This window comes from Pseudomonas sp. AK106 (assembly GCF_053903055.1).
In genome coordinates this window covers 4,336,286-4,362,287 of the sequence record NZ_CP096426.1, presented here as the reverse complement: position 1 = coordinate 4,362,287, position 26,002 = coordinate 4,336,286, and the positions used below count along the sequence as shown (strand labels likewise).

The following is a 26,002-nucleotide window of genomic DNA, read 5'->3' as shown; positions in this document are numbered from 1 at the left end:
TCATGGATAAGACAAAGCTGGCTGCGCCGGCATCGGTGCCGCGTCATGTCGCGATCATCATGGATGGGAACAACCGCTGGGCCAAAAAGCGCCTGCTACCCGGTGTAGCGGGCCACAAGGCCGGGGTCGATGCTGTTCGTGCCGTGATTGAAGTCTGTGCAGAGGCCAAGGTCGAAGTGCTGACCTTGTTCGCGTTCTCCAGCGAGAACTGGCAGCGCCCGGCGGAAGAGGTCGGCGCGCTGATGGAGTTGTTTTTCACGGCGCTGCGTCGCGAAACCAAGCGCCTGAACGAGAACGGCATCAGTCTGCGCATCATCGGCGACCGTTCGCGGTTTCATCCCGAGCTTCAGGCCGCCATCCGCGAAGCCGAGCAGCGCACGGCTGAAAACAGCCGCTTTGTTTTGCAGATTGCCGCCAACTACGGCGGTCAGTGGGATATCGCTCAGGCAGCCCAGCGGCTGGCCCGTGAAGTTCAGGCAGGCCACTTGCGGCCGGACGACATCACTCCGGAGCTTCTGCAGACGTGCCTGGCCACTGGCGATCTGCCGTTGCCCGACCTCTGCATCCGCACGGGCGGCGAGCACCGCATCAGCAACTTCCTGCTCTGGCAGCTGGCCTATGCCGAGCTGTATTTCTCCGACCTGTTCTGGCCGGACTTCAAACACGATGCCATGCGCACTGCGCTGGCCGATTTCGCTTCTCGCCAACGCCGCTTCGGGAAAACCAGCGAGCAGGTAGAAGCTGGAGCCCGCGCTTAATGCTTAAACAACGAATCATCACTGCGCTGATCCTTGCGCCGCTGGCCCTGTGCGGTTTCTTCCTGCTCGAAGGCGGCAGCTTTGCATTGTTCATTGGTGCAGTCGTCGTGCTCGGCGCATGGGAGTGGGCGCGTCTCTCCGGCTTCGAGGCGCAATCTTCCCGCGTTCTGTACGCCGTGGTGGTCGCTGCGCTGCTGTTTCTGTTGTACCTGTTGCCCGACCTCGCGCCTTGGTTGCTGGTGGCGGCGCTGATCTGGTGGCTGGTGGCAACCTGGCTGGTGCTGACCTATCCCGAGTCCAGCGAGCACTGGTCCAGTGCCATCTGCAAGCTGCTGATCGGTTTGCTGATACTGCTGCCGGCGTGGCAGGGTCTGGTGCTGATCAAGCAAATGCCGCTGGGCAACTGGCTGATCCTGTCGGTGATGATTCTGGTGTGGGGTGCCGACATTGGCGCCTATTTCTCCGGCAAGGCATTCGGCAAGCGCAAGCTGGCGCCGAAGGTCAGCCCGGGTAAAAGCTGGGAAGGCCTTTATGGTGGTCTGGCGGCGTGCCTGCTGATCACTGCGGCGGTGGGTGTCTATCGCGGCTGGTCGCTGGGCGAAATCATCTTCGCGCTGGTGTGCGCGGCGATCGTCGTGCTGATCTCGGTCGTCGGTGACCTCACTGAGAGCATGTTCAAGCGCAAATCCGGGCTCAAGGACAGCAGCAACCTGCTGCCAGGCCACGGTGGTGTGCTGGATCGCATCGACAGCCTGACCGCTGCCATTCCGGTGTTCGCATTGCTGCTCTGGGCTGCCCAGGACTGGGGCGTGATGTGAGTACGCCTCAGCTCATTACCGTGCTTGGCGCGACGGGCTCGGTCGGGTTAAGTACGCTGGACGTCATTGCACGGCACCCGTCGCGGTACCAGGTGTTTGCCCTGACGGGCTACACGCGTCTGGCCGAGCTGCTGGCGTTGTGCGTTCGACATACCCCGCAATTCGCCGTGGTTCCGACGACAGCCGCCGCGCGGCAGTTGCAGGACGACCTGCGCGCCGCGGGTCTCGATACCCGCGTGCTGGTGGGGGAGGGCGGGCTCTGTGAAGTGTCTGCACACCCTCTGGTGGATACCGTGCTGGCCGCGATCGTCGGTGCCGCCGGTTTGCGTCCGACCCTGGCCGCTGTCGAGGCGGGCAAGAAGGTCCTGCTGGCCAACAAAGAAGCGCTGGTCATGTCCGGCGCCTTGTTCATGCAGGCTGTTCGTCGCAGTGGGACGGTGCTGCTGCCGCTTGACAGCGAACACAACGCGATCTTCCAGTGCTTGCCGCGTGATTACGAAAGCGGTCTCGAGAAGGTTGGCGTCAGGCGCATTCTGCTGACCGCATCCGGTGGCCCGTTCCGGCAGACACCGCTCGCCGAGCTGGAGCACGTTTCCCCGGATCAGGCCTGCGCCCATCCCAACTGGTCCATGGGCCGCAAGATTTCCGTCGATTCCGCCAGCATGATGAACAAGGGCCTTGAGCTGATCGAAGCCTGCTGGCTGTTCGACACGACGCCCTCGCGGATCGAGGTGGTGATTCACCCTCAGAGCGTGATCCATTCGATGGTCGATTACGTCGACGGCTCGGTGCTCGCGCAGTTGGGTAATCCCGACATGCGTACGCCGATTGCCCACGCGCTGGCCTGGCCCGAGCGCATCGACTCAGGTGTCTCGCCGCTGGATCTGTTCAGCATCGCGCGGCTGGACTTCGAGGCACCGGACGAAGTGCGCTTCCCATGCCTGCGTCTGGCACGGCAAGCTGCTGAGGCGGGCGACAGTGCACCTGCGGTACTGAATGCTGCCAATGAAGTCGCGGTCGCGGCGTTTCTGGACAAGCGCATTCGCTACCCGGAAATCGCGAGTATGATCGACGAGGTTCTGAACCTTGAGCCCGTCGTCGCCGTGTCCGAGCTGGAGACGGTTTTCGAGATCGATGCGCGAGCGCGTGCGCTGGCTGAGCAATGGCTAGGGCGCAATGGTCGCTAGGCAGTCGGGTCAGGCAGTAATGTTTCTTATGATTCGCAGGCAATGTGGGCTTCAACGCACCGCTAGATCGGTACCCGGAGAGCAGCGATGAGCGCGCTATACATGATTGTCGGCACCCTGGTTGCGCTGGGCGTGCTGGTGACGTTTCACGAGTTCGGCCACTTCTGGGTGGCCCGCCGCTGTGGTGTCAAAGTCCTGCGTTTTTCGGTGGGCTTTGGCATGCCGTTGTTGCGCTGGAGTGATCGCAAGGGCACCGAATACGTCGTGGCGGCGATTCCGCTCGGCGGCTACGTGAAAATGCTCGACGAACGGGAGGGCGACGTCCCCCCCGAGCTGGCTGATCAGTCTTTTAACCGCAAGTCGGTCTACCAGCGTATCGCTATCGTGATTGCCGGCCCGGTCGCCAACTTTCTGCTGGCGATTGTATTTTTCTGGGTACTCGCCATGCTGGGCAGCCAGCAGGTGCGGCCTGTGGTGGGCGGCGTCGAGCCAGGCAGTATTGCGGAAAAGGCCGGGCTGAGTTCCGGTCAGGAAATTGTCTCGGTGGATGGCGAAGCCGTCACCGGGTGGGCCGGCGTGAACCTGCAACTGGTGCGTCGCCTGGGTGAGAGCGGCAGCATCGCGTTGAAGGTTCGCGAGCAGGGTTCTGACGTGGAAACCCCACGTTCGCTGGTGCTCAACGACTGGCTCAAGGGCGCAGCCGAGCCGGACCCTATTCGTTCGCTGGGTATTCGTCCCTGGCGTCCAGCCCTGCCGCCGGTTCTGGCAGAGCTCGATCCGAAAGGCCCTGCACAAACCGCAGGTCTTAAAACCGGTGACCGTCTGCTGGCCCTTAATGACGAGCCTGTCGACGAATGGCAGAAGGTCGTGGACTGGGTTCGTGTCCATGCCGATACGCGGATTTCCGTGCGCGTCGAGCGTGACGGCGCTCAGCTGAATGTGCCTGTCGATCTGGTTACACGGGGCGAAGGCGCTGCGGCGACCGGGTATCTGGGTGCGGGCGTGAAAGGTGTGGATTGGCCGCCGGAGATGTTGCGCGAGGTGAGCTATGGCCCTGTAGCCGCCGTGGCAGAAGGCGCGCGGCGTACCTGGACCATGAGCGTGCTCACGCTCGATTCGCTGAAGAAAATGTTGTTCGGCGAGCTCTCGGTAAAAAACTTGAGCGGACCGATAACCATTGCTAAAGTGGCGGGCGCTTCGGCCCAGTCAGGCGTAGGTGACTTCCTGAATTTCCTCGCTTATCTGAGCATAAGCCTGGGTGTTCTCAATTTGCTGCCCATACCCGTGCTGGATGGGGGGCACTTGCTGTTTTATCTGATCGAGTGGGCGCGTGGTCGACCACTGTCAGAGAAGGTGCAGGGCTGGGGGGTTCAGATCGGTATCAGTCTGGTGGTTGGAGTGATGTTGCTCGCACTGGTCAACGATCTGGGACGACTGTAAAAGCTACGCCGAATTGTGAATCTGCCGCATTTTGCGGCAGTTTGTTTATTGCCAGTTGGAATAAGAAAGGACTTCATGAAACGTCTGCTGCTAACTGCGGTTCTTGCCGTACTGATGATCGCCGAAGTTCACGCCGAGTCCTTCACTATCTCCGATATCCGTGTCAACGGTCTGCAGCGGGTTTCCGCCGGCAGCGTGTTTGGCGCGCTGCCGTTGAACGTGGGTGAACAGGCCGATGATGGGCGTCTTGTCGACGCAACTCGCGCGCTGTTCAAAACCGGATTTTTCCAGGACATCCAGCTGGGCCGCGACGGCAACGTCCTGGTCATCACAGTTGTCGAGCGTCCGTCGGTTTCGAGTATCGAGATCGAAGGCAACAAAGCGATCACCACCGAGGACCTGATGAAGGGTCTGAAGCAGTCGGGTCTGGCCGAAGGCGAGATTTTCCAGCGTGCAACGCTGGAAGGCGTGCGCAACGAGCTGCAACGTCAGTACGTTGCACAGGGTCGTTACTCTGCAGAAGTCGCCACCGAAGTCGTGCCGCAGCCGCGTAACCGTGTGGGTCTGAAGATCAACATCAACGAGGGCGCAGTTGCCGCCATCCAGCACATCAACGTGGTGGGCAACTCGGTCTTCCCTGAAGACGATCTGGTGGATCTGTTCGAACTGAAGACCACCAACTGGCTTTCCTTCTTCAAGAACGACGACAAGTACGCCCGTGAGAAGCTCTCCGGTGACCTGGAACGTCTGCGTTCGTACTACCTCGACCGCGGCTATATCAACATGGATATCGCCTCGACTCAGGTATCCATCACGCCCGACAAGAAGAGCGTGTACATCACCGTCAACATTCATGAAGGCGAGAAGTACAGCGTCAAGTCGGTCAAGCTGAGCGGTGACCTCAAGGTCCCTGAAGATCAGGTCAAATCGCTGCTGCTGGTCAAGCCGGGCCAGGTGTTCTCCCGTAAGGTGATGACCACCACCTCCGAGCTGATCACCCGCCGTCTGGGTAACGAGGGTTACACCTTCGCCAACGTCAACGGTGTGCCGACCCCGAACGATGAAGACCACACGGTCGATATCACTTTCGTCGTCGATCCGGGCAAGCGTGCTTACGTCAACCGCATCAACTTCCGTGGCAACACCAAGACAGCAGACGAAGTGCTACGCCGCGAAATGCGTCAGATGGAAGGCGGCTGGGCCTCCACTTACCTGATCGACCAGTCCAAGACCCGTCTTGACCGTTTGGGCTTCTTCAAGGAAGTGAACGTTGAAACCCCGGCGGTGCCTGGCACCGACGATCAGGTAGACGTGAACTACGCCGTTGAAGAGCAGGCGTCCGGTTCGATCACCGCCAGTGTCGGCTTTGCGCAGAGCGCGGGTCTGATCCTCGGTGGCTCCATCAGCCAGAACAACTTCCTGGGTACGGGTAACAAGGTCAGCATCGGCCTGACCAAAAGCGAATACCAGACCCGTTACAACTTCAGCTACGTCAATCCGTACTTCACGCCGGACGGTGTGAGCCTTGGCTACAGCGCGTTCTACCGCAAGACCGACTACGACGACCTTGACGTCGACGTAGCGAGCTATTCGGTTGACAGCCTGGGTGCCGGCATCAACATGGGCTACCCGATCAGCGAGACTTCTCGCCTGAACTTCGGCCTGTCGGTACAGAAGGATGAACTGAGCACCGGTAAATACACCGTTGATGAGATCTTCGACTTCATCGAGAAGGAAGGCGACAGCTTCACCAACTTCAAGGCGTCGGTGGGCTGGTCCGAGTCGACCCTGAACAAAGGCACCTTGCCAACCCGTGGTAGCTCCCAGAGCCTGACCCTGGAAACCACCATTCCGGGCAGCGACCTGTCGTTCTTCAAACTTGATTACCGCGGTCAGTTGTTCCACCCGATCACCAACAACTACACCCTGCGTCTGCACTCGGAGCTGGGCTATGGCGACGGTTATGGTTCCACGTCCGGTCTGCCGTTCTACGAGAATTACTACGCCGGTGGTTTCAACTCGGTTCGCGGCTTCAAGGACAGTACGCTCGGTCCGCGCAGTACACCAAGTCGTAGTGCTGAGAACGGCGGTAAGCCAGGAACCATTGCTGACCCGGATCAAGATCCGCTGCCGTTCGGTGGTAACGTCCTGATCACCGGTGGTGCGGAAATCCTGTTTCCGCTGCCATTCATCAAGGACCAGCGTTCGCTGCGTACCTCGATCTTCTGGGATGTGGGTAACACCTTTAACACCAACTGCGGTTCCCAGAAGACGACGACTGACGGTCAGAAGGTCGAATGTAATGGCCCTGATCTCTCCGGCCTGGCGAGCTCCGTCGGTGTCGGCGTGACGTGGGTCACTGCACTGGGTCCGTTGAGTTTTGCCCTGGCGATGCCGGTCAAGAAACCGGACGACAGCACCGAAACCCAGGTCTTCCAATTCTCTCTCGGTCAGACCTTCTAAGGGTCTGATCACTGCTAACGACAACGGATTCTGTAGGAGTTACATCGTGCGTAAGTTGACCCAATTGGCATTGCTGGCAACGGTTCTGATCGCAGGCCCGGCATTTGCTGACATGAAAATCGCAGTACTGAACTACCAAATGGCCCTGCTCGAATCCGACGCAGCCAAACGGTACGCCGTGGATGCAGAGAAAAAATTCGGACCTCAGCTGACCAAACTCAAGGCTCTGGAAAGCAGCGCCAAAGGCATTCAGGATCGTCTGGTCGCCGGTGGCGACAAAATGGCCCAGCCTGAGCGCGAGCGTCTGGAACTGGACTTCAAGCAAAAAGCCCGTGATTTCCAGTTCCAGTCCAAAGAGCTGAACGAAGCCAAGGCTGTTGCTGACCGCGACATGCTCAAGCAACTCAAGCCCAAGCTGGACCAGGCTGTGGAAGAAGTGATCAAGAAAGGCGGCTTTGACCTGGTGTTCGAGCGCGGTGCCGTGATTGACGTCAAGCCGCAATACGACGTCACTCGCCAGGTCATCGAGCGCATGAATCAGCTGAAGTAAGTTTCATGACTATGACGACCACACTCGGCCACTTGGCCGAGTTCCTCGGCGCCACTCTGCGTGGCCCGGCGGACAAGCAAATCACGGGACTGGCAACCTTGCAGGAAGCCGGTCCCGATCAGGTCAGCTTTCTGGACAATCCCAAGTACCGAAAATTCCTCGCGACCACCCACGCCGCTGCCGTGCTGCTCAAGCCGGCGGATGCAGAAGGGTATGCCGCCGACGCGTTGCTGGTGCCTGATCCGTATCTGGCCTACGCCCGTATTTCCCATCTGTTCGATCCCAAGCCCAAAGCTGCCGTCGGCGTACACCCGACTGCAGTAGTGGCCGCAGACGCTTTCGTCGACCCGGCGGCCAGCGTCGGCGCTTATGCTGTCATCGAGAGCGGAGCGCGGATTGCGGCCGGTGTGACCATTGGTGCCCATTGCTTCATCGGTGCCCGCAGCGTGATTGGCGAGGGTGGCTGGCTTGCACCGCGCGTCACGCTGTATCACGACGTTCGCATCGGGCAGCGGGTGGTCATTCAGTCCGGTGCGGTATTGGGTGGCGAAGGTTTTGGTTTCGCCAACGAGAAAGGCGTCTGGCAGAAGGTCGCGCAGATTGGCGGTGTGACCGTCGGTGACGATGTCGAAATTGGCGTGAACACCGCGATCGACCGCGGCGCCATGGACGATACGCGCATCGGCAACGGCGTGAAGCTGGATAACCAGATTCAGATCGCCCACAACGTCCAGATCGGCGACCACACGGCCATGGCTGCGTGTGTTGGCATTTCGGGCAGCGCCAAGATCGGCAAACACTGCCAGTTGGCCGGCGGTGTCGGGCTGGTGGGCCATATCGAGCTTTGTGATGGGGTTGTCGTCACCGGCATGACCATGGTGACGCGGTCGATCACAGAGCCGGGCTGGTATTCTTCCGGGACAGCCATGCAGCCGGCCGCGGAGTGGCGCAAGAGCGCGGCACGCATGCGTCATCTCGACGACATGGCGCGACGTCTGCAGCATCTGGAAAAGATTGTCGAGGCGGTGACCTCAGGCGGTAAGCCTTCATCTGATAGCTGATACTTTTTCTTATCAAGCGTGCACAGCCGATAAACTGCCTCCTTGATTTGCTAGAGGAGTGACGCGCGTTAGTCGCGCCCTCCCACTCTTTACTACAGGCTTCCTTTCGAAATGATGGACATCAACGAAATCCGCGAATATCTGCCGCACCGTTACCCGTTCCTGCTTGTGGACCGTGTGGTGGAGCTGGATGTCGAGACCAAGAGCATTCGTGCCTACAAGAACGTCAGCATCAACGAGCCTTTCTTCAACGGTCACTTTCCGCAGCACCCGATCATGCCGGGCGTGCTGATCATTGAGGCCATGGCTCAAGCTGCCGGCATCCTGGGTTTCAAGATGCTCGATGTGAAGCCTGCCGATGGCACCCTGTATTACTTCGTCGGCTCCGACAAGCTGCGCTTCCGCCAGCCCGTGCTGCCGGGTGATCAGCTGATCCTCGAAGCGAAGTTCCTGAGCTGCAAGCGGCAGATCTGGAAGTTCGAGTGCCAGGCATCGGTTGATGGCAAGCCGGTGTGCTCGGCTGAAATCATCTGTGCGGAACGCAAACTATGAGTTTGATTGACTCTCGCGCAATCATCGATCCGACGGCCGTGCTGGCCGACAATGTGGAGGTCGGCCCGTGGTCGATCGTCGGACCTGGTGTGGAAATCGGCGAGGGTACAGTGATCGGTCCGCATGTGATCCTGCGCGGCCCGACCAAGATCGGTAAACACAACCACATCTACCAGTTTTCTTCGGTAGGTGAGGACACGCCTGATCTGAAATACAAAGGTGAAGCGACGCGTCTGGTAATCGGTGACCACAACGTCATCCGCGAAGGCGTGACGATCCACCGTGGCACCATTCAGGACCGTGCGGAAACCACCCTGGGTGACCACAACCTGATCATGGCCTACGCGCACATCGGCCATGACAGCGTCATAGGCAATCACTGCATTCTGGTCAACAACACGGCGTTGGCCGGTCATGTGCACGTGGATGACTGGGCCATTCTGTCCGGGTTTACCCTGGTGCATCAGTATTGCCACATCGGCGCGCACAGCTTTTCCGGCATGGGCACTGCCATCGGCAAGGACGTTCCGGCGTTTGTCACCGTGTTTGGCAACCCTGCCGAAGCCCGCAGCATGAACTTCGAAGGCATGCGTCGTCGGGGGTTCTCCGAGGAAGCGATTCATGCGCTGCGCCGCGCCTACAAGACCGTCTACCGTCAGGGCCTGACCGTGGAACAGGCGATGGTCGAGCTGAGCGAACCCGCTGCGCAGTTCCCCGAAGTCGAGCTGTTCCTCACGTCCATCCAGTCTTCGACTCGCGGCATCACCCGCTGACCATGGCTCGCTTGCGTATTGCGCTGGCGGCCGGAGAGGCCTCCGGCGACATCCTCGGCTCCGGCTTGATGCGTGCGATCAAGGCGCGGCATCCGGACGCCGAATTCATCGGTGTCGGCGGGCCGCTCATGGAAGCCCAGGGCATGACGTCGTATTTTCCGATGGAGCGCCTGTCGGTCATGGGCCTCGTGGAAGTGCTGGGTCGCCTCAAAGAGCTGCTCGCCCGGCGCAAGTTGCTGATTCAGACCCTCATCGACGCAAAGCCGGACGTGTTCATCGGTATCGACGCGCCGGATTTCACCCTCAATATCGAACTCAAGCTGCGTCAGGCCGGCATCAAGACCGTACACTACGTCAGCCCCTCCGTGTGGGCGTGGCGGCAGAAGCGTGTCCTGAAAATCCGCGAAGGCTGCGACTTGATGCTGACCTTGCTGCCGTTCGAAGCCCGTTTCTATGAAGAGAAGGGCGTGCCGGTGCGCTTTGTCGGGCATCCGCTGGCCGACGCCATTCCGCTGCAGGCGGATCAACGGGCCGCGCGTGCTGAACTTGGCCTGGGCGAAGGTCCGGTGGTTGCGTTGATGCCGGGCAGTCGCGGTGGCGAAGTCGGACGCCTCGGTGCGCTGTTTTTTGACGCAGCCGAGCGCCTGCTGGCCGCGCGCCCCGACATCCGTTTCGTGCTGCCCTGCGCCAGCCCTCAGCGCCGTGAACAGATTGAGCAACTTCTGCAAGGCCGCGATCTTCCGCTCACCCTGCTCGACGGCCAGTCCCACGTGGCGCTGGCCGCGTGCAATGCCGTGCTGATCGCTTCCGGCACAGCGACCCTGGAAGCGTTGCTGTACAAACGACCGATGGTGGTTGCCTATCGTATGGCGCCACTGACTTACTGGATACTCAAGCGGATGGTGAAGAGCCCGTACGTGTCGCTGCCGAACCTGCTGGCCCAGCGGTTGCTGGTCCCGGAGCTTCTGCAGGACGCGGCGACCGCCGAAGCCCTGGCGCAGACGCTGTTGCCGTTGCTGGATAACGGCGACGCACAGACGGCTGGCTTCGACGCGATTCACCGAACCTTGCGTCGCGATGCGTCCAATCAGGCCGCCGAAGCGGTGTTGAACCTGATTGGCGCAACGCCTTCACAATGAGCAGGCAATCAATGCAAATGGGTCTGGACTTCAATCTTGTCGAGGATCTGGTCGCCGGTGTCGACGAAGTCGGCCGCGGCCCACTGTGTGGCGCCGTTGTCACTGCGGCCGTCATTCTTGATCCCAAGCGTCCGATTCTGGGCCTGAACGATTCGAAGAAGCTCACCGAAGCCAAGCGCGAAAGACTGTTCGACGAGATCTGCGAGAAAGCGCTGTGCTGGCACATCGCGCGGGCCGAGGTCGAAGAGATCGATGAGCTGAATATTCTTCACGCCACCATGCTGGCGATGAAGCGCGCGGTAGAAGGCTTGATCATCACGCCGAAGCTGGCGCTGATCGACGGCAATCGCTGCCCGCAGCTGTCGGTGCCCAGCGCGCCGGTCATTCAGGGCGATGCTCACGTGCCGGCCATTGCCGCCGCCTCGATTCTGGCCAAGGTCAGTCGCGACCGGGAAATGGCGCGCATGGAGCTGCTTTATCCGGGCTACGGCATCGGCGGCCATAAAGGTTATCCCACCGCCGTGCACCTCGAAGCACTGGCGCGGTTGGGGCCTACGCCGATTCATCGGCGTTCGTTCGGTCCGGTCCGTCAGGCCTGGGCTGCACGGGACATGATGGTCTCCACCGGCTTCATGTCGCTGCCACTCAGTTGATCGCGGGCTGATGTTTTTCTGAATGGCCGGTACAATCCGGCCTTCGTTTTTTGTGCACCATAGGATCACCCATGCCGGCTTCTTTCGTTCATCTACGCCTGCACACCGAATACTCCCTCGTTGATGGTCTGGTCCGTGTAAAACCGTTGGTCAAGGCGCTCACGGCCATGAACATGCCGGCCGTGGCGGTGACCGATCAGCACAACATGTGCTCGCTGGTGAAGTTCTACAAAGCGGCCATGGGCGCGGGCATTAAGCCGATCTGCGGCGCCGACGTCTGGCTGGCCGGGCGTGACCGCGATGCACCGCTCAGCCGTTTGAGCCTGTTGGTGATGAACCCCAAAGGCTACCTCAACCTCACAGAGCTGATTTCCCGAGGCTTCATGCATGGCCAGCGCAATGGCCTGGTAGTGATCGAGCGCGAGTGGGTGGCCGAGGCCAGCGAAGGGCTGATTGCCCTGTCTGCGGCCAAGGAAGGCGAGATCGGCATGGCCCTGCTCGGCGGCAATCCGGCGGAAGCCGATGAGTTGCTGAAAGAGTGGCTGACGGTTTTCCAGGACCGCTTCTACATCGAAGTCCAGCGCACCAACCGCATCAATGATGAAGAGCACCTGCACGCCGCCGTCGCCCTGGCCGAGCGCCACGGCGTGCCGCTGGTCGCCAGCAACGACGTGCGTTTCATCAAGCAGGAAGATTTCGAAGCCCACGAGACCCGCGTGTGCATCGGCGAAGGCCGGGCGCTGGATGATCCGCGCCGCTCGCACAACTACAGCGACCAGCAGTACCTGAAGAGCGCGGAGGAGATGGCTGAGCTGTTCAGCGATCTGCCGGACGCCCTCGCCAACACCGTCGAGATCGCCAAGCGTTGCAATATCGACGTCAAGCTGGGCACGCACTTTCTGCCCAACTTCCCGATCCCCGATGGCATGACCATCGACGAGTATTTCCGCAAGGTGTCCTTCGAGGGGCTGGAAGAGCGCCTTGCCGTGCTCTGGCCGAAAGAGACCACGCCGGACTACGAGGCCAAGCGACAGGTTTACGTTGACCGCCTGAATTTCGAGCTGGATATCATCATCCAGATGGGGTTCCCCGGTTACTTCCTGATCGTTATGGACTTTATCCAGTGGGCCAAGAGCAACGGCGTGCCGGTGGGTCCGGGCCGGGGGTCGGGTGCCGGCTCGCTGGTGGCCTATGTGCAGAAGATCACCGACCTCGACCCGCTGGAATACGACCTGCTGTTCGAACGTTTCCTTAACCCCGAGCGGGTTTCCATGCCCGACTTCGACGTCGACTTCTGCATGGACGGTCGCGATCGGGTCATCGAGTACGTGGCCGAAAAATACGGTCGCAACGCGGTCAGCCAGATCATCACCTTCGGTTCCATGGCCGCGAAGGCGGTGGTCCGTGACGTGGCGCGGGTGCAGGGCAAGTCCTACGGATTGGCCGATCGTCTGTCGAAGATGATCCCCTTCGAAGTCGGCATGACCCTTGAAAAAGCCTACGAGCAGGAAGAGATCCTGCGCGACTTCCTCAAGGTGGATGAGGAAGCGGCGGAAATCTGGGAAATGGCGCGCAAGCTCGAAGGCGTTGTGCGTAACGTCGGCAAGCACGCCGGCGGCGTGGTCATCGCGCCGACCAAACTGACTGACTTCTCGGCGATCTACTGCGATGAAGAGGGCGGCGGCCTGGTCACCCAGTTCGACAAGGATGACGTCGAGGCAGCCGGTCTGGTGAAGTTCGACTTCCTCGGTCTGCGCACCCTGACCATCATCGACTGGGCACTGAAGACGATTAACCGCGACCGCGCCAAGGTCGACGAAGAACCCCTCGACATCGCGTTCATCCCGCTGGACGACATGCCGACCTACGAGCTGCTGCAGCGCGCCGAAACCACGGCCGTCTTCCAGCTTGAATCCCGCGGCATGAAAGAGCTGATCAAAAAGCTCAAGCCTGACTGCCTGGAAGACTTGATCGCACTGGTGGCGCTGTTCCGCCCCGGTCCTTTGCAATCGGGCATGGTTGACGACTTCATCAACCGCAAGCACGGTCGTGCGGAGCTGTCGTACCCCCACGTCGATTACCAGTACGAAGGCCTCAAGCCGGTGCTTGCGCCGACCTACGGCATCATCCTGTATCAGGAACAGGTGATGCAGATTGCGCAGGTCATGGCCGGCTACACCCTCGGCGGCGCAGACATGTTGCGTCGTGCAATGGGTAAAAAGAAGCCCGAGGAAATGGCCAAGCAGCGCGGCGGTTTCATTGAGGGCTGCAAGACCAACAATATCGACCCGGACCTGGCCGGTAACATTTTCGACCTGGTAGAGAAATTCGCCGGTTACGGTTTCAACAAGTCGCACTCGGCGGCCTACGGGCTGGTGTCGTACCAGACTGCCTGGCTCAAGCGTCACTACCCGGCGCCATTCATGGCGGCGGTGCTTTCAGCGGACATGCACAACACCGACAAGGTCGTGACCTTGATCGAAGAAGTGCGGATCATGAAACTGCGCCTGGATGCGCCGGACGTGAACAACTCCGAATTCAAGTTCACCGTGAACGACGACGGCCGTATCGTCTATGGCCTCGGTGCGATCAAGGGCGTCGGCGAAGGCCCGGTGGAAGCCATCACCGAAGCGCGTCAGGAAGGCCCGTTTGCCGATCTGTTCGATTTCTGCGCCCGCATCGACCTCAAGCGCGTGAACAAGCGCACCCTCGATGGCCTGATTCGCAGTGGTGCCCTGGACCGTCTCGGCCCGTTCTTCTATGACGAACCGAAACAGTACCAAGCCAACATTGATCGCAATCGCGGCGTGCTGCTGGCCGCGCTGGAAGAAGCCATTCAGGCCGCCGAGCAGACCGCGCGCAGTCACGACAGCGGCCATGCCGATCTCTTCGGCGGCCTGTTCGTCGAAGCCGACGCCGACGTTTACGCGAACCATCGCAGCGCCAAAGAGGTCACGCTCAAGGAACGGCTGCGTGGCGAGAAAGAAACCCTGGGCCTGTACCTGACCGGCCACCCGATCGACGAATACGAAGGTGAGATCCGCCGCTTCGCGCGCCAACGTATTGTTGATCTGAAACCCTCGCGGGAAACCCAGACCATTGCCGGTCTGATCATCGCGCTGCGGGTGATGAAAAACAAAAAGGGCGACAAGATGGGCTTCATCACCCTGGACGACCGTTCAGGGCGTATCGAAGCGTCGCTCTTTGCCGATTCGTTCCAGGCCGCCCAGTCGCTGCTGCAAACCGACGCCATGGTGGTGGTGGAAGGGGAGGTCAGTACCGACGATTTCTCCGGGGGCTTGCGGTTACGCGCCAAACGGGTGATGAGCCTGGAAGAAGCGCGCACCGGGCTGGCGGAGAGTCTGCGCCTGAACGTGCGTGCCGAAGCGCTCAAGGGCGACCGGCTGCGCTGGCTGGGCGAACTGTGCAAGAAGCACCGCGGCGCGTGCCCGATCACCCTTGACTACACCGGGCAGGAAGCCAAGGCACTGCTGCAGTTCGGCGAAGCGTGGTGGATCGATCCCGCAGACAGCCTGATTCAGGCGCTGCGTGACCAGTTCGGACGAGAGAACGTCTTCCTGCAGTATCGCTGACACCGATCAGCTCAATATTGATGACTCGACACTTTAAACTCGACCGAAAGGCGCCCGCTCCATTAAGGTAGGGCGCTTATCGGATCAACCGGCCGGCCTCTTGGCCGTCGACCCAAGACGGATGCCTATGAACCCGAATTTTCTGGATTTCGAACAGCCGATTGCTGACCTGCAAGCCAAGATTGAAGAGCTACGTCTGGTGGGCAATGACAACTCGCTGAACATCGGCGACGAAATCTCTCGACTGCAAGAGAAGAGCAATACGCTCACCGAAAGCATTTTCGGCAACCTGACCAGTTGGCAGATCGCGCGCATGGCGCGTCATCCGCGTCGTCCGTACACCCTGGACTACATTCAACACATCTTCACCGAGTTCGACGAGCTGCATGGCGATCGCCACTTCTCCGACGACGCCGCAATCGTCGGCGGTATTGCCCGTCTTAACGACCAGCCGGTGATGGTGATCGGTCATCAGAAGGGGCGAGAAGTACGCGAAAAGGTTCGCCGCAACTTCGGCATGCCGCGTCCTGAAGGCTATCGCAAGGCCTGCCGCCTGATGGAAATGGCCGAGCGCTTCAAGATGCCGATTCTGACCTTCATCGACACGCCGGGCGCTTATCCTGGCATCGACGCCGAGGAGCGTAACCAGAGCGAAGCCATCGCCTGGAACCTGCGCGTAATGGCGCGGTTGAAGACTCCGATCATTGCCACCGTGATTGGCGAAGGCGGTTCGGGCGGCGCACTGGCCATTGGCGTGTGCGATCAACTGAACATGCTGCAGTATTCGACCTACGCGGTGATCTCGCCGGAAGGCTGCGCGTCCATTCTGTGGAAAACCGCCGAGAAGGCGCCGGACGCCGCCGAAGCGATGGGCATCACTGCCGAGCGTTTGAAGGGCTTGGGCATCGTCGACAAGGTGATCAACGAGCCACTGGGCGGCGCGCACCGTGACCCGGCCGCTGCCGCTGCATTGATCCGCGAAGAATTGAGCAGCCAACTGAGCATGCTCCAGAAATTCGATAACGACGCGCTGCTGGCCCGCCGTTACGACCGCCTGATGAGCTATGGCCTTTAACCGGACCGTTCTGCATGAAGAGCGTCACCGAACCCGGTGACGCTACCGGTCCGGCGAGCTTTAAGCAGGGTTAACCAGCATGAGCAAACCGGACAGCATCGCACTCGCACTCTCCAGACGTCTGCTGTCACGCCTTGAACCCTGGCGTGATGCAGCCGGCTGGCGGGTCGCTTTCTCTGGTGGGCTCGATTCCACTGTCCTGCTTCATATGCTGGCCGAACTGGCCAGGGTTCACGCGCTTCCCCCTCTGACTGCGGTTCACGTCAACCATGGCCTTCAGGCTGTGGCGGCCTCGTGGCCGGTGCATTGTCGGCAGATGTGCCAGATTCTGGGCGTGCCGATGCAGGTCATCGACGTCCAGGTGCGCCCCGGTGCAAGCCTTGAGCAAGCGGCACGCGACGCTCGCTACGCCGCATTCAACTCAACCCTGGGGCCCGGCGAGGTGCTGCTCACGGCCCAGCACCGTGACGATCAGGCTGAAACCTTGCTGTTCCGACTGCTACGTGGCGCCGGGGTGCGCGGACTGGCCGCCATGCCGGCGCAGCGTCCGTTGGGCGCAGGACAGTTGCTTCGGCCGCTGCTGGACGAATCCCGCGCCACCCTCGAGGCCTATGCCCGGGAACAGGGTTTGAGCTGGATCGAGGACCCGAGCAACAAAGACAGCCGTTTTTCGCGCAACTACCTGCGCAGCCATGTGCTGCCGCTGGTGACGAGCCGCTGGCCGCAAGCGATTGCGAGTATGGCCCGCAGCGCCGGGCATCTGGCCGAAGCCCAGCAGTTGCTGGACGAACTGGCGGTGCAGGATCTGGCTCTGGCCGATACCCCGTGCCCCTGGCCCTGGCTGGACATGCCGTCTCTTGAGCTCGCGCCGCTCGAAGCGCTGTCTCCTGCCCGGCAACGCAATGCATTGCGCCACTGGCTGGCGCCGCTCACTCGATTGCCCGATACCGATCACTGGGCGGGCTGGGACTCGTTGCGCGATGCCGGTCCGGACGGTCGGCCCATCTGGCGACTGGCCGAGGGTCAGATGCACCGGGCCGAGGGGCGCATCTGGTGGCTGTCGGGGATCTGGCTGAAAAATGTCGCCGGCTCGCAACACTGGTCCCTGGCCTCGCAACCCCTCACGCTGCCGGGCAACGGCATGCTGCAGATCCTCGGCGCTGCGCCGGCGGGCGGTCTGCACGTGCACTACCGCCAGGGCGGCGAAACCTTCGATGTGCCGGACCGTGGACGTCGAGACCTGAAAAGGCTGCTCAACGAGAAGGGCGTGCCGGTGTTTCTGCGCGGCCGATTGCCGCTGTTATACCGCGGCGAGCAGTTATTGGCCGTGGCAAACCTGCCGGGACTGGACGCCAGCCCCCGTGGCGACTGGCGATTGCACTGGTTGCCACCGACGAATGACCAAAGTTTGAGCTGAATGGGCGTTTCCGGTAGACTACGCTCCCTTCTTGATACAGCTTATGTCGATCCTTCCGGAACGATGCAAGTTGCCGATTACCAGCCAGTCTTTACTGGGCGATTCTCAAAAAAGTGGCGAGCCACGGACAGACCTTTTCAAGGTCGGTCGTTGACTTGGGCGCAACAGATTCGAAACCGCACAGTGAAACACGCGGGTTGTCGGGGGCTTCGGCCTTCCTTCGCTTTCCCCGGCGGCTCTGACCGCTTTAACGCAGACTTCTAGGGTTTTTCATGACGCGCTACATCTTCGTCACGGGCGGTGTTGTTTCTTCATTGGGGAAAGGCATCGCCTCGGCTTCATTGGCGGCCATCCTGGAGGCGAGGGGACTTAAGGTCACCATGCTCAAGCTGGACCCCTACATCAACGTCGATCCCGGCACCATGAGTCCGTTCCAGCACGGTGAGGTGTTCGTCACCCACGACGGCGCCGAAACTGACCTGGACCTGGGTCACTACGAGCGTTTCATTCGCACCACCATGACCCAGAACAACAACTTCACCACCGGCCGTGTGTACGAACACGTCCTGCGCAAAGAGCGCCGTGGTGATTATCTGGGCGCGACCATTCAGGTGATCCCGCACATCACCGACGAAATCAAGCGTCGCATCATCAAGGGCGCCGGCGATGCTGACGTCGCCATGGTCGAAATCGGCGGCACCGTGGGCGACATCGAGTCGCAACCGTTCCTCGAAGCGATCCGTCAGCTGCGTTTCGAAGTGGGCGCCAAGCGCGCCATGCTCATGCACCTGACGCTGGTTCCGTACATCGCCACTGCGGGCGAGACCAAGACCAAGCCGACTCAGCATTCGGTGAAGGAACTCCGTTCGATCGGCCTGCAGCCAGACGTACTGGTCTGCCGTTCCGACCACCCGATCGACATCTCGTCGCGCCGCAAGATCGCGCAGTTCACCAACGTTGAAGAGCGTGCGGTCATCGCCCTCGAAGACGCCGACACCATCTACAAGATCCCGGGCATCCTGCATTCCCAGGGCCTTGATGATTTCGTCGTCGAGCGCTTCGGTCTGCAGTGCGGCAGCGCCGACCTGTCCGAGTGGGAAAAGGTCGTCGACGCCAAGCTCAATCCGGAACACGAAGTCACCATCGCAATGGTCGGCAAGTACATGGAGCTGCTCGATGCGTACAAGTCGCTGATCGAAGCGATGAGTCACGCCGGCATCAGCAACCGCACCAAGGTCAACCTGCGCTATATCGATTCCGAAGACATCGAAAACCAGGGCACCGGCCTGCTCGAAGGCGTTGACGCGATTCTCGTACCGGGCGGCTTCGGTCTGCGTGGCGTCGAGGGCAAGATCACGGCGGTGCAGTTCGCTCGCGAAAACAAGGTGCCGTACCTGGGGATCTGCCTGGGCATGCAGGTGGCGGTCATCGAGTTCGCCCGTAACGTGCTGGGCTGGAAAGACGCCAACTCCACCGAGTTCGATCGCGCCAGCCAGCATCCTGTCGTCGGTCTGATCACCGAATGGGAAGACGCCACCGGTGCTGTCGAAACCCGCACCGAGACCTCGGACCTGGGCGGCACCATGCGTCTGGGCGCCCAGGAGTGTCTGCTGGAGCCGGGTTCGCTGGTGCACGATTGCTACGCAAACGACGTCATCGTCGAGCGCCATCGTCACCGTTATGAAGTGAACAACAATCTGCTGCCGCAACTGGTCGAGGCCGGTCTGAAAATCTCCGGTCGCTCCGGTGATGGCGCGCTGGTTGAAGTGGTCGAGTCTCCTGACCATCCGTGGTTCGTGGCGTGCCAGTTCCACCCCGAGTTCACCTCTACGCCCCGCGATGGCCACCCGTTGTTCAGTGGTTTCGTCAAGGCAGCGCTTGCTCAACACCAGAAGAACGGCTGACAGGGATTTATCACATGGCACAGAAAATCATCCGCGTCGGCTCGATCGACATCGCCAACGACAAGCCTATGGTTCTGTTCGGCGGCATGAACGTCCTGGAGTCGCGCGACATGGCGATGCAGGTCTGTGAAGAATACGTGCGAGTGACCGAGAAGCTCGGCATTCCCTACGTGTTCAAGGCCAGCTTCGACAAGGCCAACCGTTCTTCGGTGACTTCGTACCGTGGTCCGGGCCTTGAAGAAGGCATGCGGATTTTCCAGGACATCAAGCAAGCCTTCGGCGTGCCGATCATCACCGACGTGCACGAGCCTGATCAGGCCGCGACCGTGGCGGAAGTCTGCGACATCATTCAGTTGCCGGCCTTCCTGTCCCGCCAGACTGACCTGGTCGTGGCCATGGCCAAGACCGGCGCCGTGATCAACATCAAGAAAGCCCAGTTCCTCGCGCCTCACGAGATGAAGCACATCCTCGCCAAGTGCGTGGAAGCGGGTAACGATCAGTTGATCCTGTGCGAGCGTGGTTCGAGCTTCGGTTACAACAACCTGGTCGTCGATATGCTCGGTTTCGGCATCATGAAATCGTTCGAATACCCGGTGTTTTTCGACGTGACCCACGCCTTGCAGATGCCGGGCGGTCGCTCCGACTCTGCTGGCGGTCGTCGCGCCCAAGTGACCGATCTGGCCAAGGCCGGGATGAGTCAGGGCCTGGCCGGTCTGTTTCTGGAAGCCCACCCGGATCCGGACAACGCCAAATGTGACGGTCCCTGCGCCCTGCGCCTGGACAAGCTGGAGCCGTTTCTGGCCCAGCTCAAGGCGCTCGACGAACTCGTTAAAAGCTTCCCGACGATCGAAACGGCGTAAAACCCGCTTCTCCGGCGCCGAGCCCTCCGGTAGAGTGCCGTTCGTTGTTTTCCCGACCAAAGGGTCGGGAAAATTGTCGTTTCAGGGCCTGCCCGTTGTCCTAGAGCCCTGAGACGCCGAATCGTTTTCCCAGCTGCGTCGTTTTCGTCAATCTTGGAGTGTTAACAACAATGGCAAAAATCGTCGACATCAAAGGTCGTGAAGTTCTCGACTCCCGTGGCAATCCCACCGTGGAAGCAGACGTGCTCCTCGACAACGGCATCATCGGCAGCGCCTGCGCGCCGTCCGGTGCTTCCACCGGCTCGCGTGAAGCGCTTGAGCTGCGTGATGGCGACAAGAGCCGTTACATGGGCAAGGGCGTTCTGAAGGCTGTGGCCAACATCAATGGCCCGATCCGCGACCTGCTGCTGGGCAAAGACCCGGTTGACCAGAAAGCCCTGGATCACGCGATGATCCAGCTGGACGGTACCGAGAACAAAGCCAGCCTGGGCGCCAACGCGATCCTCGCTGTGTCCCTGGCTGCTGCCAAAGCGGCCGCTCAGGACCAGGATCTGCCGTTGTACGCGCACATCGCCAACCTGAACGGCACGCCGGGTGTTTACTCGATGCCGGTCCCGATGATGAACATCATCAACGGTGGCGAGCATGCCGATAACAACATCGACATCCAGGAATTCATGATTCAGCCGGTGGGCGCCAAGACCTTCTCCGAAGGCCTGCGCTGGGGCACCGAGATTTTCCACCACCTCAAAGCGGTATTGAAAGCGCGCGGCCTGAACACTGCCGTGGGCGACGAAGGTGGCTTCGCACCGAACCTGAACTCCAACGGTGACGCACTGGACGCCATCGCTGAAGCCGTTGCCAACGCGGGCTACAAGCTGGGCACCGACGTGACCCTGGCGCTGGACTGCGCAGCGAGCGAGTTCTACAAGAACGGCAAGTACGTGCTGAGCGAAGAAGGCGAATACGACTCCGCCGGTTTCGCCGACTACCTGGCTGATCTGGTCAGCAAGCACCCGATCATCTCCATCGAAGACGGTCTGGACGAATCGGACTGGGATGGCTGGAAAGTCCTCACCGACAAAATCGGCGACAAGATCCAGTTGGTGGGCGACGATCTGTTCGTGACCAACACCAAGATCCTGAAAGAAGGCATCGACAAGAAGATCGGTAACTCGATCCTGATCAAGTTCAACCAGATCGGCACGCTCACCGAAACGCTGGAAGCCATCCAGATGGCCAAGGCTGCGGGTTACACCGCCGTGATCTCGCACCGTTCCGGCGAAACCGAAGACTCCACCATTGCCGACCTGGCCGTGGGCACCGCTGCCGGCCAGATCAAGACCGGTTCGTTGAGCCGTTCCGACCGTATCGCCAAGTACAACCAGCTGCTGCGTATCGAAGAGCAACTGGGCGCCAAAGCGGTGTACCGTGGTCGCGGCGAGTTTCGCGGCTGATTGCAAAGGTGGTAAAAAGGCAGCAGGCGTTGTAGGAGAAGTCTCTTAAAGGTGACTTCTCTTGTCGTCCTGATCCATGAGCCCGGTGACCACCGGGCTTATGGGCATTTGAAATGGTCGGTTTTGCTGTCTTTATTCGCCGGGTAACAGATATTCACAATGCGCAGTCCTAACTGGTTGTTCCTCGTTCTGCTTTTGATGCTCGCTGGCTTGCAGTATCGCCTATGGGTAGGTAACGGCAGTCTCGCGCAGGTGGCCAGTCTGACGCAGCAAATCGCCGATCAACACGCCGAAAACGATGCTCTGCTGGAGCGTAACCGAGTCCTGGACGCGGAAGTGCTGGAGCTGAAAAAAGGCCTCGAAACCGTTGAAGAGCGTGCCCGTCATGAATTGGGCATGGTCAAGGACGGCGAAACCCTTTATCAGTTGGCACAGTGACGTTGGCGTAATGACTCAATCCCTTCCTGCCTTCTGGGCAGTGATTCCCGCAGCGGGCGTTGGCGCGCGCATGGCGGCGGACCGTCCCAAGCAATACCTGCAATTGGGCGGCCTCACGATTATTGAACACAGCCTGCTTTGTTTTCTCGATCACCCCCGGCTCAAGGGCCTGGTGGTCAGTCTGGCTGTGGATGACCCGTATTGGCCTGCATTGCCTTGCGCGCTGGATTCCCGGATTCAGCAGGTTGCAGGGGGCAAAGAGCGTGCGGACTCGGTGCTCAATGCACTGCTGCACCTGCACGCCAATGGCGCCGATGACAACGACTGGGTGCTGGTGCATGACGCAGCACGCCCGAATCTGGCGCGGTCGGACCTCGATCGTCTGCTCGGCGAACTGGCGGATGATCCGGTCGGCGGCCTGCTGGCGGTGCCGGCCAAAGACACCCTCAAGCGCGCCGATGCCGATGGCCGCGTGACCGAAACGGTGGATCGCAGCCTGATCTGGCAGGCCTATACGCCGCAGATGTTTCGTCTGGGGGCGCTGCATCGCGCGCTGGCGGACAGTCTGGTGTCGAATGTGGCGATCACCGATGAAGCCTCGGCCATCGAGTGGGCCGGGCAATCCCCGCGTCTGATTGAAGGGCGCGCGGACAACATCAAGGTAACCCGCCCGGAAGACCTCGAATGGCTGCGCCAGCGGCGTGTGGAATTCAACGGCTAATCCGCCTACAGGCTGTACTCCTCCCGGGAAGCCAGTCCCGCCTTCAGGTAGTCCACCAGCTTCCTCACCTTGGGCGACAGATGCCGCTGCTGCGGGTACAGCGCCCAGACGGCGGTGTTCGGCGGCTGATGGGCATCCAGCAGCGACACCAGCGCACCGCGCTTGAGATGTTCCAGCACGTAGTAATCCGGAAGCTGACACAGCCCGACCCCGCGCAATGCCGCATCCAGCACTGCCTGCCCACTGTTGCAGCGCCAGTTGCCTTGCACCCGCTGGGAAAATTCCCGTCCGTTTTGTTGCAATAGCCAACTGTCCGAGCTGCCGATCAGGCAGTTGTGTCGCGCCAGTTCCGACACGCTGTGGGGACGGCCATAGCGTTCGAGATAGGCAGGGGAGGCGCACAGGTACATCTTGCGCGGCGCCAGCCGGGCGGCCACCAGTCGCGATTCCTGCAACCGACCCAGCCGGATCGCCAGGTCCAGACCTTCATGCACCAGATCCAGCGTGTTGTTGGTCAGCTCGATGTCCACGCGCAGTTGCGGGTAGTCCTCCATGAAGCGTGTCACCAGCGGGGCGATGAACCGCTCGCCGTACGCCACGGCGCAGGTCATCCGTAGCAACCCCTTCGGCTCGCTGGTCAGGTCTGTCACCGCGCGCAGCGCTTCTTCTCGCCCGTCCTGCAAGCGCTGGCAATGATGCAAAAACGTCTGGCCGGCTTCGGTCAGCGCGACCTTGCGGGTGCTGCGATAGAGCAAGCGTGTTTGCAAGCGCTCTTCCAGCCGCGCGATCTGTCGACTGATGTGCGATGAAGACACCCCTAGTCGCTCAGCCGCGGCGGTGAACTGCCCGCACTCGGCGACGGCGACGAACTCGTCCAGACCTTCCCAGCGATTGACCTGCATAGATTGTCCCTGGACAGCATTAATGTTTTGCTTTCAGGCCGATTATTAATCAGCCAGCACTGCATTACACTCATGGCTCGTTTTTATTTAGCTGGAGATCATGATGATCAAGTCACGTGCTGCCGTAGCTTTCGCGCCTAATGAACCACTGCAGATCGTCGAAGTGGACGTTGAGGCCCCTAAAGCCGGCGAAGTGTTGATTCGTAACGTGGCATCCGGCGTTTGCCACACCGATGCCTACACCCTGTCCGGTGCTGATTCCGAAGGCGTCTTCCCGTGCATCCTCGGTCACGAAGGTGGCGGCGTTGTGGAAGCCATCGGCGAAGGCGTGACCTCACTCGCCGTGGGCGACCACGTCATTCCGCTGTACACCGCCGAATGCCGCGAGTGCAAATTCTGCAAATCCGGCAAGACCAACCTCTGCCAGAAAGTCCGCGCCACCCAGGGCAAAGGCCTGATGCCCGACGGCACCACCCGTTTCAGCTACAACGGCCAGCCGATCTACCACTACATGGGCTGCTCGACGTTCTCCGAATACACCGTGGTCCCGGAAATCTCCCTGGCAAAAATCCCCAAGGAAGCGCCTTTGGAGAAGGTCTGCCTGCTCGGTTGTGGCGTGACCACCGGCATCGGCGCGGTGCTGAACACGGCCAAGGTCGAGGAGGGCGCCACTGTGGCGGTCTTCGGTCTGGGCGGTATCGGCCTGGCCGCGATCATCGGCGCAAAAATGGCCAAGGCCTCGCGCATCATCGCGGTCGACATCAACCCGTCCAAATTCGACGTGGCTCGTGAACTGGGTGCAACAGAATTCGTCAATCCAAAGGACCACGACAAGCCGATTCAGGAAGTCATCGTTGAAATGACCGACGGCGGCGTCGATTACAGCTTCGAGTGCGTAGGCAATGTGAATCTGATGCGTGCGGCGCTGGAATCGTGCCACAAGGGCTGGGGCGAATCGGTGATTATCGGCGTCGCTGGCGCAGGTCAGGAAATCTCCACACGTCCGTTTCAACTGGTGACCGGTCGCGTCTGGCGCGGCTCGGCTTTCGGCGGCGTCAAAGGCCGCACCGAACTGCCAAGCTACGTCGAAAAAGCGCAGGCCGGCGAGATCCCGCTGGACACCTTCATCACCCACACCATGGGCCTGGACCGGATCAACGAAGCCTTTGACCTGATGCACGAAGGCAAAAGCATCCGTACCGTCATTCATTTCTGAGGAGCAGCGGCAAGCTTAAAGCTGTAAGCAGCAAGAGGGGCGTGTCATGACCTCTGCCGCTCGAGGCTTGAAGCTTGCCGCCCGGAGAAGCCCATGAGTCTGGAAAACATCTCGTGCCAGAAAAGCTTCGGCGGCTGGCACAAGCGTTACAAACATCACTCTGATGTGCTCGGTTGCGACATGGTGTTCGCGGTGTATCTGCCTCCGCAAGCGGAGCAGGGCGGCAAGCTGCCGGTGGTCTACTGGTTGTCAGGGCTGACGTGCACCGATGAAAACTTCATGCAGAAGGCCGGTGCGCTGCGCGTGGCGGCGGAACTGGGGTTGATCATCGTGGCGCCGGACACCAGCCCCCGCGGTGCCGACGTGCCGGATGACCCGGAACAGGCCTACGATTTCGGTCTGGGCGCCGGTTTTTACCTGAACGCCACCGAGCAACCGTGGGCGCGGCACTACCGCATGTACGATTACGTGATCAGCGAGCTGCCTGCGTTGATCGAGGCGCACTTCCCGGCCTCGGACAAACGCAGCATCAGCGGGCATTCCATGGGTGGCCACGGCGCGCTGGTCGGCGCATTGCGCAATCCGGGCCGCTATCAATCGGTGTCGGCGTTCTCGCCCATCTGCAACCCGATGGATTGCCCGTGGGGACAAAAAGCGTTTTCCCGCTACCTGGGCGAAGACCGTTCGCGCTGGCGTGAATGGGACGCCAGCGTGCTCATTGCCGAAGCCACCGAACGCTTGCCACTGCTAGTGGACCAAGGCGATCGCGACGACTTCCTCGGCAATCAGCTCAAGCCGGAATCGTTGGTTCAGGCGGCGAAGGCGGCCGGTCATCCTCTGGAATTGCGCATGCAGCCGGGGTACGACCACAGCTATTACTTCATCGCCAGCTTCATCGAAGACCACCTTCGCCATCACGCCCGAGCCCTGGCCGGCTGAAGTCTTCGCCTTCAATTGCAGCGTCACGGGCAATTGAGCGCGGGCCGACCCTAATCTCGGTCAAAGTAGGTAGAATCACGCCCTGA

The 26,002-nt window shown here is 60.7% G+C and carries 22 protein-coding genes; 21 read left to right on the top strand and 1 reads right to left on the bottom strand.

Translation table 11 applies throughout. The features are described 5' to 3' along the window. Positions 1-2 precede the first annotated feature (2 nt). From uppS to ispD, 19 genes are all read left to right on the top strand, one after another. Entirely contained in the window at positions 3-758 is a 756-nt protein-coding gene (uppS, locus tag M1E04_RS19265; RefSeq protein ID WP_065989844.1) for a polyprenyl diphosphate synthase, read from the top strand. Then, positions 758-1,576, top strand: a complete 819-nt coding sequence (locus M1E04_RS19260; RefSeq protein WP_065989843.1) for a phosphatidate cytidylyltransferase — start codon at positions 758-760, stop codon at positions 1,574-1,576. The genes uppS and M1E04_RS19260 overlap by 1 nt, the downstream gene beginning before the upstream one ends. After that, the gene (gene ispC / locus M1E04_RS19255; protein WP_296309212.1) at positions 1,573-2,763 is read left to right on the top strand and encodes a 1-deoxy-D-xylulose-5-phosphate reductoisomerase; all 1,191 of its coding nucleotides are present in this window, start codon (positions 1,573-1,575) and stop codon (positions 2,761-2,763) included. The genes M1E04_RS19260 and ispC overlap by 4 nt, the downstream gene beginning before the upstream one ends. A gap of 87 nt (positions 2,764-2,850) precedes the next feature. Further along, a complete protein-coding gene (gene rseP, locus M1E04_RS19250) occupies positions 2,851-4,203 on the top strand; it encodes an RIP metalloprotease RseP (protein WP_369319499.1) in 1,353 nt (450 codons plus the stop codon). Between the two features lie 75 nt (positions 4,204-4,278). Further along, positions 4,279-6,666 carry an outer membrane protein assembly factor BamA gene (bamA, locus tag M1E04_RS19245; RefSeq protein ID WP_192132171.1) on the top strand — a complete coding sequence of 796 codons (2,388 nt, stop codon included), beginning with the start codon at positions 4,279-4,281 and terminating at the stop codon, positions 6,664-6,666. Positions 6,667-6,712: 46 nt separating this feature from the next. Then, the gene (locus M1E04_RS19240; protein ID WP_037014235.1) at positions 6,713-7,216 is read left to right on the top strand and encodes an OmpH family outer membrane protein; all 504 of its coding nucleotides are present in this window, start codon (positions 6,713-6,715) and stop codon (positions 7,214-7,216) included. Between the two features lie 5 nt (positions 7,217-7,221). Further along, positions 7,222-8,277 carry a UDP-3-O-(3-hydroxymyristoyl)glucosamine N-acyltransferase gene (lpxD, locus tag M1E04_RS19235; RefSeq protein WP_192132168.1) on the top strand — a complete coding sequence of 352 codons (1,056 nt, stop codon included), beginning with the start codon at positions 7,222-7,224 and terminating at the stop codon, positions 8,275-8,277. A 111-nt stretch (positions 8,278-8,388) separates the two neighbouring features. Beyond that, positions 8,389-8,829 (top strand): 3-hydroxyacyl-ACP dehydratase FabZ, encoded by a 441-nt coding sequence (gene fabZ / locus M1E04_RS19230; RefSeq protein WP_037014232.1) that lies wholly within the window; start codon positions 8,389-8,391, stop codon positions 8,827-8,829. After that, entirely contained in the window at positions 8,826-9,602 is a 777-nt protein-coding gene (lpxA, locus tag M1E04_RS19225; protein WP_192132166.1) for an acyl-ACP--UDP-N-acetylglucosamine O-acyltransferase, read from the top strand. Before fabZ ends, lpxA begins: the two co-directional genes overlap by 4 nt. A 2-nt stretch (positions 9,603-9,604) precedes the next feature. Further along, a complete protein-coding gene (gene lpxB, locus M1E04_RS19220) occupies positions 9,605-10,741 on the top strand; it encodes a lipid-A-disaccharide synthase (RefSeq protein ID WP_456291876.1) in 1,137 nt (378 codons plus the stop codon). Between the two features lie 11 nt (positions 10,742-10,752). After that, the gene (rnhB, locus tag M1E04_RS19215; protein ID WP_122622967.1) at positions 10,753-11,394 is read left to right on the top strand and encodes a ribonuclease HII; all 642 of its coding nucleotides are present in this window, start codon (positions 10,753-10,755) and stop codon (positions 11,392-11,394) included. Between the two features lie 71 nt (positions 11,395-11,465). Next, the gene (gene dnaE / locus M1E04_RS19210; RefSeq protein ID WP_456291875.1) at positions 11,466-14,987 is read left to right on the top strand and encodes a DNA polymerase III subunit alpha; all 3,522 of its coding nucleotides are present in this window, start codon (positions 11,466-11,468) and stop codon (positions 14,985-14,987) included. A gap of 127 nt (positions 14,988-15,114) precedes the next feature. After that, on the top strand, positions 15,115-16,062 hold the full coding sequence (locus M1E04_RS19205; RefSeq protein WP_065989826.1) for an acetyl-CoA carboxylase carboxyltransferase subunit alpha: 948 nt from the start codon (positions 15,115-15,117) through the stop codon (positions 16,060-16,062). Positions 16,063-16,141: 79 nt separating this feature from the next. Continuing rightward, on the top strand, positions 16,142-17,479 hold the full coding sequence (gene tilS, locus M1E04_RS19200; RefSeq protein WP_192132160.1) for a tRNA lysidine(34) synthetase TilS: 1,338 nt from the start codon (positions 16,142-16,144) through the stop codon (positions 17,477-17,479). A gap of 272 nt (positions 17,480-17,751) precedes the next feature. Beyond that, positions 17,752-19,383, top strand: coding sequence for a CTP synthase (locus M1E04_RS19195; RefSeq protein ID WP_192132158.1), 1,632 nt, complete (start codon positions 17,752-17,754; stop codon positions 19,381-19,383). Positions 19,384-19,397: 14 nt separating this feature from the next. Further along, on the top strand, positions 19,398-20,243 hold the full coding sequence (gene kdsA / locus M1E04_RS19190; RefSeq protein ID WP_065989822.1) for a 3-deoxy-8-phosphooctulonate synthase: 846 nt from the start codon (positions 19,398-19,400) through the stop codon (positions 20,241-20,243). Positions 20,244-20,413: 170 nt separating this feature from the next. Further along, positions 20,414-21,700, top strand: a complete 1,287-nt coding sequence (eno, locus tag M1E04_RS19185) for a phosphopyruvate hydratase (protein ID WP_122537377.1) — start codon at positions 20,414-20,416, stop codon at positions 21,698-21,700. Between the two features lie 159 nt (positions 21,701-21,859). After that, positions 21,860-22,138, top strand: a complete 279-nt coding sequence (gene ftsB, locus M1E04_RS19180; RefSeq protein ID WP_037014212.1) for a cell division protein FtsB — start codon at positions 21,860-21,862, stop codon at positions 22,136-22,138. Between the two features lie 10 nt (positions 22,139-22,148). Further along, positions 22,149-22,859 (top strand): 2-C-methyl-D-erythritol 4-phosphate cytidylyltransferase, encoded by a 711-nt coding sequence (gene ispD, locus M1E04_RS19175; RefSeq protein WP_456291874.1) that lies wholly within the window; start codon positions 22,149-22,151, stop codon positions 22,857-22,859. Between the two features lie 5 nt (positions 22,860-22,864). Here ispD and M1E04_RS19170 read toward each other — a convergent pair whose 3' ends face one another. Further along, positions 22,865-23,761 carry a LysR substrate-binding domain-containing protein gene (locus M1E04_RS19170; RefSeq protein WP_192132152.1) on the bottom strand — a complete coding sequence of 299 codons (897 nt, stop codon included), beginning with the start codon at positions 23,759-23,761 and terminating at the stop codon, positions 22,865-22,867. A gap of 103 nt (positions 23,762-23,864) precedes the next feature. Here M1E04_RS19170 and M1E04_RS19165 point away from each other — a divergent pair, with 103 nt between their 5' ends. Further along, complete coding sequence (locus M1E04_RS19165; protein WP_065989814.1) at positions 23,865-24,977, top strand: S-(hydroxymethyl)glutathione dehydrogenase/class III alcohol dehydrogenase; 1,113 nt, start codon at positions 23,865-23,867, stop codon at positions 24,975-24,977. Between the two features lie 93 nt (positions 24,978-25,070). Beyond that, positions 25,071-25,916: an S-formylglutathione hydrolase gene (fghA, locus tag M1E04_RS19160; RefSeq protein WP_192132149.1), complete on the top strand. Its 846-nt coding sequence runs from the start codon at positions 25,071-25,073 to the stop codon at positions 25,914-25,916. Positions 25,917-26,002: the final 86 nt, after the last annotated feature.